6 protein-coding genes are annotated in these 8,303 nt (G+C 68.1%); 5 read left to right on the top strand and 1 reads right to left on the bottom strand.

Annotated features, from left to right (window positions below; genetic code table 11):
- Positions 1-275 precede the first annotated feature (275 nt).
- From imuA to H681_RS12840, 3 genes are read left to right on the top strand one after another with little or no spacing between them, the layout of a single operon-like run.
- Positions 276-890, top strand: coding sequence for a translesion DNA synthesis-associated protein ImuA (gene imuA, locus H681_RS12830; RefSeq protein ID WP_015477294.1), 615 nt, complete (start codon positions 276-278; stop codon positions 888-890).
- Between the two features lie 7 nt (positions 891-897).
- Entirely contained in the window at positions 898-2,307 is a 1,410-nt protein-coding gene (locus tag H681_RS12835) for a Y-family DNA polymerase (protein WP_015477295.1), read from the top strand.
- Positions 2,304-5,393, top strand: coding sequence for an error-prone DNA polymerase (locus H681_RS12840; RefSeq protein WP_015477296.1), 3,090 nt, complete (start codon positions 2,304-2,306; stop codon positions 5,391-5,393). Before H681_RS12835 ends, H681_RS12840 begins: the two co-directional genes overlap by 4 nt.
- A gap of 115 nt (positions 5,394-5,508) precedes the next feature.
- Here H681_RS12840 and H681_RS12845 read toward each other — a convergent pair whose 3' ends face one another.
- Positions 5,509-5,835 (bottom strand): hypothetical protein, encoded by a 327-nt coding sequence (locus H681_RS12845; RefSeq protein ID WP_015477297.1) that lies wholly within the window; start codon positions 5,833-5,835, stop codon positions 5,509-5,511.
- Between the two features lie 152 nt (positions 5,836-5,987).
- Here H681_RS12845 and H681_RS12850 point away from each other — a divergent pair, with 152 nt between their 5' ends.
- A complete protein-coding gene (locus H681_RS12850) occupies positions 5,988-6,923 on the top strand; it encodes a LysR family transcriptional regulator (protein WP_015477298.1) in 936 nt (311 codons plus the stop codon).
- A 79-nt stretch (positions 6,924-7,002) separates the two neighbouring features.
- A complete protein-coding gene (gene lysA / locus H681_RS12855) occupies positions 7,003-8,247 on the top strand; it encodes a diaminopimelate decarboxylase (RefSeq protein WP_015477299.1) in 1,245 nt (414 codons plus the stop codon).
- The last annotated feature ends 56 nt before the right edge of the window (positions 8,248-8,303 follow it).

Consider the following 8,303-nt stretch of genomic DNA (forward strand, 5'->3'; position numbering starts at 1 on the left):
TGCTCGCGAACCTGCCGGAGACGCCGACCCTGCCGGCGATTCGCGGAGGAGCTCCGCTCCTACGAGAGCCAAAGCGCCGGAGCGGACTTGTAGCAGCGCCCCGGCGCGTCTGAATACCCGTCAGACCAACCGGCATTGACGGCGCCTTCCCACTGGATAAACTGTATATCCATACAGTTTTTTTCGAGCAATCCCATGCACCCCTCATCCCCGCCCCTTCCCCGGCCCGCCGGCCGGGCGCATGACTGTCGCCGTTCGCCGGCCGGGAGGCCGTGATGGGCAGCGTGGTCGCGCTCGATACCCTGTTCCACCAGCGGCAGGTCTGGAAGGGCCAACCGCAAGGCCTGCCGCCCAGCCAGCAGCCCACCGGCCATGCGGTGCTGGACGCTGCCCTGCCCAGCGGCGGCTGGCCGGAAGCGGCGCTCAGCGAAATCCTCCTGGTCGCGGAAGGCACCGGCGAACTGCAACTGGTCTGGCCGACCCTGGCTCGTCTAAGCGCGGCAGGCGAGCGCATCGTGCTGGTCGCGCCGCCCCACGTGCCCTACCCGGCCGCCTGGCAGGCCGCCGGCGTCGCGCTGGAGCAGCTCTCCATCGTCCGGGCGAGCGGCCGCGATGCGCTCTGGGCCGCCGAGCAGTGCCTGCGCTCAGGCAGTTGCGGCGCCGTACTGTGCTGGCCGCAGCAGGCCGACGATCGCGCCCTGCGCCGCCTGCAGGTGGCCGCCGAAACCGGGCAGACCCTGGCCATCGCCTACCGCTCGCAGCGCGAAGCGCTTAACCCCTCGCCCGCCGCGTTGCGCCTGGCGCTGGACGCCAACCCGGCGCAGCTGCGCGTGCTCAAATGTCGCGGCGGCCTCGCGCCGGCGCGACCCATTCCGCTGCCCTGGCACTGAGGCCGGCATGCTCTGGGCCTGCATTCTCCTGCCGCAACTGGCGATGGACGGCGTGTTGCGCGGCCGTCCCGAGCCGGACGCCGCCCTGGCGCTGCTTGCCGGGCCGACCCAGCGTCGCGTGCTGCAGGCGGTGAACCCGGCCGCGCGGGCGCTGGGGCTCAAGCCCGGCCAGTCGCTCACCGCCGCCCAGGCCTTGAGCCGCGACTTCGCCACCGCCGAGTACGACCTGGGCGACGTGCAGCGCTGGCAGAACCTGCTGGCCGCCTGGGCCTATGGCTTCAGCTCGCAGGTCAGCCAGCACTACCCCCGCGCGCTGCTGCTGGAGGTGCAGTCCAGCCTGCAACTGTTCGGTCCCTGGCCGCGCTTCGAGGCGCGCCTGCGCGAAGAATTGAACGGCCTGGGCTTCCGCCACCGCATCACCGCCGCGCCCAACCCGGCCGCCGCGCGCATCCTTGCCAACGGCCACGACGGGCTGGCGATCCACGATAACGAGCAGCTACGCCAGTGCCTGGGCCGGATGCCGCTGGAACGCCTCGGCCTGGACCGCGACGCCGCCACCTCCCTGGGCCGCATGGGCCTGCGCAGCCTGCAGCAACTGCTCGCCCTGCCGCGCGAGAGCCTGGCCCGGCGCTTCCCGCCGCAGGTGCTGCGGCAGGTCGACACCCTGCTCGGCCAGCGCCCGCTGGCCCTGGAGTTCTACCGGCCGCCGGATCGCTTCGAGTCGCGTATCGAGCTGAACTTCGACGTGGAGTCCACCCAGGCGCTGCTGTTCCCGCTGCGCCGCCTGACCGCCGATCTCGCCGCCTTCCTCGCCGGACGCGACAGCGGCGTGCAGCGTTTCGTCCTCCATCTGGAACACCATGAAGGCAGCGACACGCTGATGCCGGTCGGCCTGCTCAGCGCCGAGCGCGAGGCGGCGATGCTCTTCGAGCTGACCCGTGGCCGCCTGGAGCAACTGCAACTGCGCGCCCCGGTGCACAGCGTGCGGTTGCTGGCCGACGACCTGCCGGCCTTCGTGCCACAGCACCGCGAGCTGTTCGACGACCGCCCGCAGCAGTCGCTGCCCTGGGAACAGCTGCGCGAACGCCTGCGCGCACGGTTGGGCGATGACGCCGTGTACAGTCTCGGGGGCCGCGCCGACCATCGCCCGGAGCGCGCCTGGCAGGGCAGCTCCACACCGCTAAAAGTCGTCACCGAAGCCCCGCGCCCCGGCTGGCTGCTGGCCGAGCCACAGCCACTGCGCGAGTTCGCCCCGGCGCTGCTGGCCGGCCCCGAACGCATCGAATCCGGCTGGTGGGACGGCGAGGACATCCGCCGCGACTACTACCAGGTGCGCACCCGCAGCGGCCAGCGCGCCTGGGTGTTCCGCCCGGTGGGCGACGACGGCCCGCTGCTGCTGCACGGCTGGTTCGCATGAACGCGCCGCTCGAAGGCATCGGCTACGCCGAGCTGCACTGCCTGTCCAACTTCAGCTTCCAGCGCGGCGCCTCCAGCGCCGACGAACTGTTCGAGCGGGCGAAGAAGCTCGGCTACCGCGCCCTGGCGATCACCGACGAATGCAGCCTGGCCGGCATCGTCCGCGCCTGGCAGGCGGCGAAGAAGCACGAGGTCGCGCTGATCACCGGCAGCGAGCTGAGCCTCTCGCAAGGCCCGAAGCTGGTGCTGCTGGCCGAGAACCTGGCCGGCTACGAGAACCTTTGCCGCCTGCTCACCCATGCCCGTCGCCGCGCCGAGAAAGGCAGCTACCGCCTGGTGCGCACGGACTTCGACGGCAACCTCGACCACCTGCTGGCAATCTGGCTGCCACGGGACGAGCGGGACGATGACGGCCTCTGGCTGCGCGAGCTGTTCCCCGAGCGCCTGTGGCTGGGCGTCGAGCTGCACAAGGGCCCGGACGACGCCGGCAAGCTGCGCCGCCTGCAGGAACAGGCCGCGCGCCTGGAGATTCCCGCCGTGGCCTGCGGTGACGTGCACATGCACGCCCGTGGCCGCCGCGCCCTGCAGGACTGCATGACCGCCATCCGCCAGCACCTGCCGGTGCACGAGGCCGGCCAGTACCTCTACCCCAACGGCGAACGACATCTGCGGCCGTGGGAGGCGCTGGCGTCGATCTATCCTGCCGAGTTGCTGGCGGAAACGGTAAAGATCGCCGAGCGCTGCACTTTCGACCTGGGCAGGGATGTGAAATACCAGTACCCGCGTGAATTGGTGCCCGAAGGGCACACGCCAGCCAGTTGGCTTTGCGCCCTGACTCATAAAGGCATCCGCGAGCGTTGGCCCGAGGGAGCCAGGAAGAACGTCATTAAACGTATCCGCAAGGAACTGCGGCTGATCATCGAGCTGGAATACGAAAGCTACTTCCTCACGGTCCATGACATCGTCCGCTTCGCCCGCTCGCAACACATCCTCTGCCAGGGGCGTGGTTCGGCTGCCAACTCCGCGGTGTGCTTCACGCTGGGCATTACCGAACTCGACCCGACGCACAGCAACCTGCTGTTCGGCCGCTTCATCTCCCGCGAGCGCAACGAGCCGCCGGATATCGACGTCGACTTCGAACACGACCGCCGCGAGGAAGTCATCCAGTATGTATTTCGCCGCTACGGACGCACGCGCGCCGCGTTGACCGCAGTAGTCAGCACCTATCGGGGCGCCGGGGCGGTGCGTGACGTGGGCAAGGCGCTTGGCCTGCCACCTGATCAGGTCGGCGCACTGGCCGACTGCTGTGGGCGCTGGAGTCGTGAGGGTCCGCCCCGTGACCGTCTGATCGAAGCCGGCTTCGATCCGGACAGCCCGGTACTGCGCCGGGTACTGGCGCTGACCGGGCAACTGGCCGGCTTCCCCCGGCATCTGTCACAACACCCCGGCGGTTTCGTCATTTCCCAGCAACCGCTGGACACCCTGGTTCCGGTCGAAAACGCCGCGATGCCCGAGCGCACGTTGATCCAGTGGGACAAGGATGATCTGGACGCGGTCCGCCTGCTCAAGGTCGACGTGCTCGCCCTGGGGATGCTCAGTGCCCTGCGCCGCTGCTTCGACCTGATCCAGCGCTATCGCGGCCAGCAGTGGACGCTCGCCACCCTGCCGCAGGAATGCCCGAAGACCTACGAGATGATCAGCCGCGCCGATACCGTGGGCGTGTTCCAGATCGAGTCCCGTGCGCAGATGGCCATGCTGCCTCGCCTCAAGCCTGAAAAGTTTTATGACCTGGTCATCGAAGTCGCCATCGTCCGGCCCGGACCGATCCAGGGCGACATGGTGCATCCCTATCTTCGGCGACGGAACAAGGAGGAACCGATCACCTACCCCTCCAAGGCATTGGAAAAGGTCTTCCGGCGCACCCTCGGCGTTCCCTTGTTCCAGGAGCAGGTCATGGAAGTGGCTGTCATCGCCGCTGGCTACACCCAAGGCGAGGCGGATCACTTGCGCCGCTGCATGGCGGCGTGGAAGCGCCACGGCAGCCTGGAGCCACACCGCCAGCGCCTCTTCCAAGGCATGTTGAAGAATGGCTACACCGAGGACTTCGCCGAACGCATCTTCAAGCAGATAGAAGGCTTCGGCAGCTACGGCTTCCCCGAATCCCACGCCGCCAGCTTCGCCCTGCTCACCTACGCCAGCAGTTGGCTGAAATGCCACGAACCGGCAGCCTTCACCTGTGCGCTGATCAATAGCTGGCCGATGGGCTTCTACAGCCCCGACCAGTTGCTGCAGGACGCCCGCCGTCACGGCCTGGAGACCCGCCCGGTGGACGTGCGCCACAGCCACTGGGACTGCACCCTGGAACCCATCCCCGGACGCCAGCCGGCGATCCGCCTGGGCCTGCGCATGGTGCGCGGATTGAGCGAAGAAACAGCCGTGGCGTTGGTGCAAGCTCGCACACGGCAGCCGTTCCGCGATGTCGCCGACCTTTGCCTGCGCGCCCGACTGGACAATCGCGCTCGCGAGCTGCTGGCCGACGCCGGCGCCCTGCGCGGCCTCGTCGGCCACCGCCACAAGGCGCGCTGGGCTATCGCCGGGGTCGAGCCGCAGTTGCCGCTGTTCGCCGGCCAGGTTACCGAGGAAACCCCTGTCAGTCTGCCGCTGCCCAGCCGCGGCGAAGACCTGCTCACCGACTACGCCACCCTGGGCACCACCCTGGGCCCGCACCCACTGGCCTTGCTGCGCGGCGCGCTCAGATCCCGGCGCTGCCGCAGCTCACGGGACCTGCTGAAGCTGGACAGCAACCGCCTGGTGCGGGTCGCCGGCCTGGTGGTCGGCCGACAAAGACCGGGCACCGCCAGCGGCGTCACCTTCATCACCCTGGAAGACGAATTCGGCATGATCAACGTGATCGTCTGGCACGACCTCGCCCAACGCCAGCGCCGCCCCTACCTCGGTGCCCGCCTGCTGCAGGTGGACGGCACCCTGGAAGCCAGGGACGGCGTGCGCCATCTGATCGCCGGGAGGCTGACGGACCTGAGCGAGCTGCTGGATGGGCTGGATGTGCGGAGTCGGGATTTCCATTGAGACATGCTTTGTAGCGCCAGGCGGTTCGCGAGCACGCTCGCTCCTACGAAGAACATGAGGTGCAAAACTGAACCTGTAGCGAACTTGCTCGCGAGCCATTTCTCGCCCTACATGGCTATTTCCGCCGATAACTCTTGTTGCCACTGGGTGTCAGGCAGTAAACGCCGCCGCGCGGCCCCGTACAGAAGGTACCGCTGCTGCAGGAGCAGGAACCGCCATCGGAAGAGAAACGCTGTGCTGACGGCACACCGGAGCCGCCGCCCAGATAGGCCGGGCAGCGCTTCTTCGAGCCGCTGATGGACCCGTCGTTGCACAGGAAGAGATCGCCCTGGCAGCGGGCGATACCGCCCTTGCTGCCGGAACAAGGCGTATTGGCGGCCAACGCCAGTGTCGTGGCGAAGACCAGCGCCATCCCCATCGGCCAAAGCAAAACCTTGCGCATCCTGCCTTCACCCACCCGGTAGTGGCCCAATGCTATAGAGCAATGACGATCTTGTCAGGCAGGTTCTGAAGCCAATGACTCCCAACGCATCGGAATTTGCCCACGGCGCCCGCGCCGCTTACCCTCCCGCTATCTCCCCTTCGGCCAGCCCCATGATCACCCTCCGCCACATCGAAGTCTTCCGCGCGGTCATGACCACCGGCAGTGTCACCCGCGCGGCGGCGTTCCTGCATACCAGCCAGCCCACGGTCAGCCGCGAACTGGCGCGGCTGGAGCAGTTGATCGGCTTCGAGCTGTTCCGCCGCGAACGCGGACGGCTGACGCCGACGGCGCGGGCGTTGATGCTGTTCGAGGAAGTGGAACGCTCCTTCACCGGGCTCGACCGCATCGTCGCCTTCGCCGGGAGCCTTGGGCAGTTCGCCGAGGGCAAGTTCTCCATCGGCTGCCTGCCGGCGCTGAGCCAAGCGCTGCTGCCGGAAGCCTGCAAGCGCTTCACCCTGGGCAACCCGGCGATCAGCCTGGACGTGGCGGCGCTGGAGTCGCCGCACCTGGAAGAGCAGCTCAGCGCCCAGCGCCACGATATCGGCCTGACCGAGAACGACGACGCCCCGCGCGGCACCGAATTGCAGCCACTACTGGCGGTGGACGAGGTATGCATCCTGCCGGACGGCCACCCACTGTTGGCCCGTCAGCGCCTGGAGGCGGCGGATTTCGCCGGCCAACCCTTCGTCAGCCTGGCACCGGGCGACCACTACCGGCACCTGATCGACACCGTGTTCCTCGCCGCCGGCGTGCAGCGGCAGATGCAGGTGGAAACCCACAGCGCCGTGTCCGTGTGCAGCATGGTGCGCGCCGGGCTGGGTGTGGCCGTGGTCAACCCGATCACCGCCCTGATGTTCCAGGGCCAGGGCATCCAACTGCGGCCGCTGGCGTTCTCGCTGCCATTCCAGGTCAACCTGGTGAAGCCGCTGTACCGCCCGTTCACGCCGTTGCGCGAGCGTTTCGTCGAGGCGCTGCGGGACGAAGCCGCGCTGTTGGTCGCCCGCCTGCGCGAGGCCCACGTGGACTGTACTCTATATCCAATTTGAATGGATAAAGTAAAAAGCAGCATTATCTGATCTCCGAAACGCCCGGTAGACTGGCACCATCTACCTTCGGAGCTCATTCATGTCCTTCCTCGCCCTGCCCCGCGCCGAACAGCTCGCCCTGCAATTCGGCACCCCGCTGTGGGTCTACGACGCCGCCACCATCCGCGGCCAGATCGAGCGCCTGAAGAGCTTCGACATCATCCGCTTCGCCCAGAAGGCCTGCTCGAACCTGCACATCCTGCGCCTGATGCGCGAACAGGGGGTGAAGGTCGACGCCGTGTCCCAGGGCGAACTGCTGCGCGCCCTGGCCGCTGGTTATTCGTGCCGCGAGGATGAATCCGAGATCGTCTTCACCGCCGACCTGCTGGACCGCGCCACCCTGGAGACCGTGGTCGAGCACGGCATCCCGGTGAACGCCGGCTCCATCGACATGCTCCGCCAGTTGGGCGACGTCGCCCCCGGCCACCCGGTATGGCTGCGCATCAACCCAGGTTTCGGCCACGGCCACAGCAACAAGACCAACACCGGCGGCGAGCACTCCAAGCACGGCATCTGGCACAGTGACCTGCACGCAGCCCTGGATGTGATCCGCGAACGCGGCCTGCGCCTGGTCGGCCTGCACATGCACATCGGCTCGGGCGTCGACTACGGCCACCTGGCCCAGGTCGGCGAGGCCATGCTCGGCCTGGTGCGCCTGGTGAGGGACGCCGGTCACGACCTGTCCGGGATCTCCGCCGGCGGCGGCCTGTCCATCCCCTACCGCGACGGCGATCCGGAAGTGGACACCGCGCACTACTTCCAGCTCTGGGACACCGCCCGCAAGGCCGCCGAGGACGTGGTCGGCCACCCACTGCACCTGGAGATCGAGCCGGGCCGCTACCTGGTCGCCCAGGCCGGCTGCCTGCTCAGTGAAGTACGTGCCACCAAGGATGCCGGTCGCAACCACTTCGTGCTGGTGGATGCCGGCTTCAACGAGCTGATGCGCCCGTCCATGTACGGCAGCTACCACGGCATCAGCGTGCTGGCCGGCGACGTGGCCAGCCGCGAGGTGATCGACACCGTGGTGGCCGGCCCGCTGTGCGAGTCCGGCGACGTGTTCACCCAGGGCGATGGTGGCGTGGTCATCCCCCGCGCCCTGCCGCGCGCCCAGGTCGGCGACCTGCTGTTGATCCATGACACCGGCGCCTATGGCGCGTCCATGTCGTCGAACTACAACAGCCGCCCATTGATTGCCGAAGTGCTGCTCGACGGCGCCGACACTCGACTGATCCGCCGTCGCCAACGCGTGGAAGAGTTGCTGGCGCTGGAAGAACAACTGGACTGATCCCACTCGCCAAAACGCTTCGCCTGCCCCCGTGGGATGGGTATCGCTTCCGCGAT

This window comes from Pseudomonas sp. ATCC 13867, from assembly GCF_000349845.1.
GTDB lineage: Bacteria > Pseudomonadota > Gammaproteobacteria > Pseudomonadales > Pseudomonadaceae > Pseudomonas.

Coding starts and splice junctions, on each gene's coding strand:
- imuA (WP_015477294.1), top strand. CDS start 276: ATGGGCAGCGTGGTCGCGCTCGATACCCTGTTCCACCAGCGGCAGGTC.
- H681_RS12835 (WP_015477295.1), top strand. CDS start 898: ATGCTCTGGGCCTGCATTCTCCTGCCGCAACTGGCGATGGACGGCGTG.
- H681_RS12840 (WP_015477296.1), top strand. CDS start 2,304: ATGAACGCGCCGCTCGAAGGCATCGGCTACGCCGAGCTGCACTGCCTG.
- H681_RS12845 (WP_015477297.1), bottom strand. CDS start 5,835: ATGCGCAAGGTTTTGCTTTGGCCGATGGGGATGGCGCTGGTCTTCGCC.
- H681_RS12850 (WP_015477298.1), top strand. CDS start 5,988: ATGATCACCCTCCGCCACATCGAAGTCTTCCGCGCGGTCATGACCACC.
- lysA (WP_015477299.1), top strand. CDS start 7,003: ATGTCCTTCCTCGCCCTGCCCCGCGCCGAACAGCTCGCCCTGCAATTC.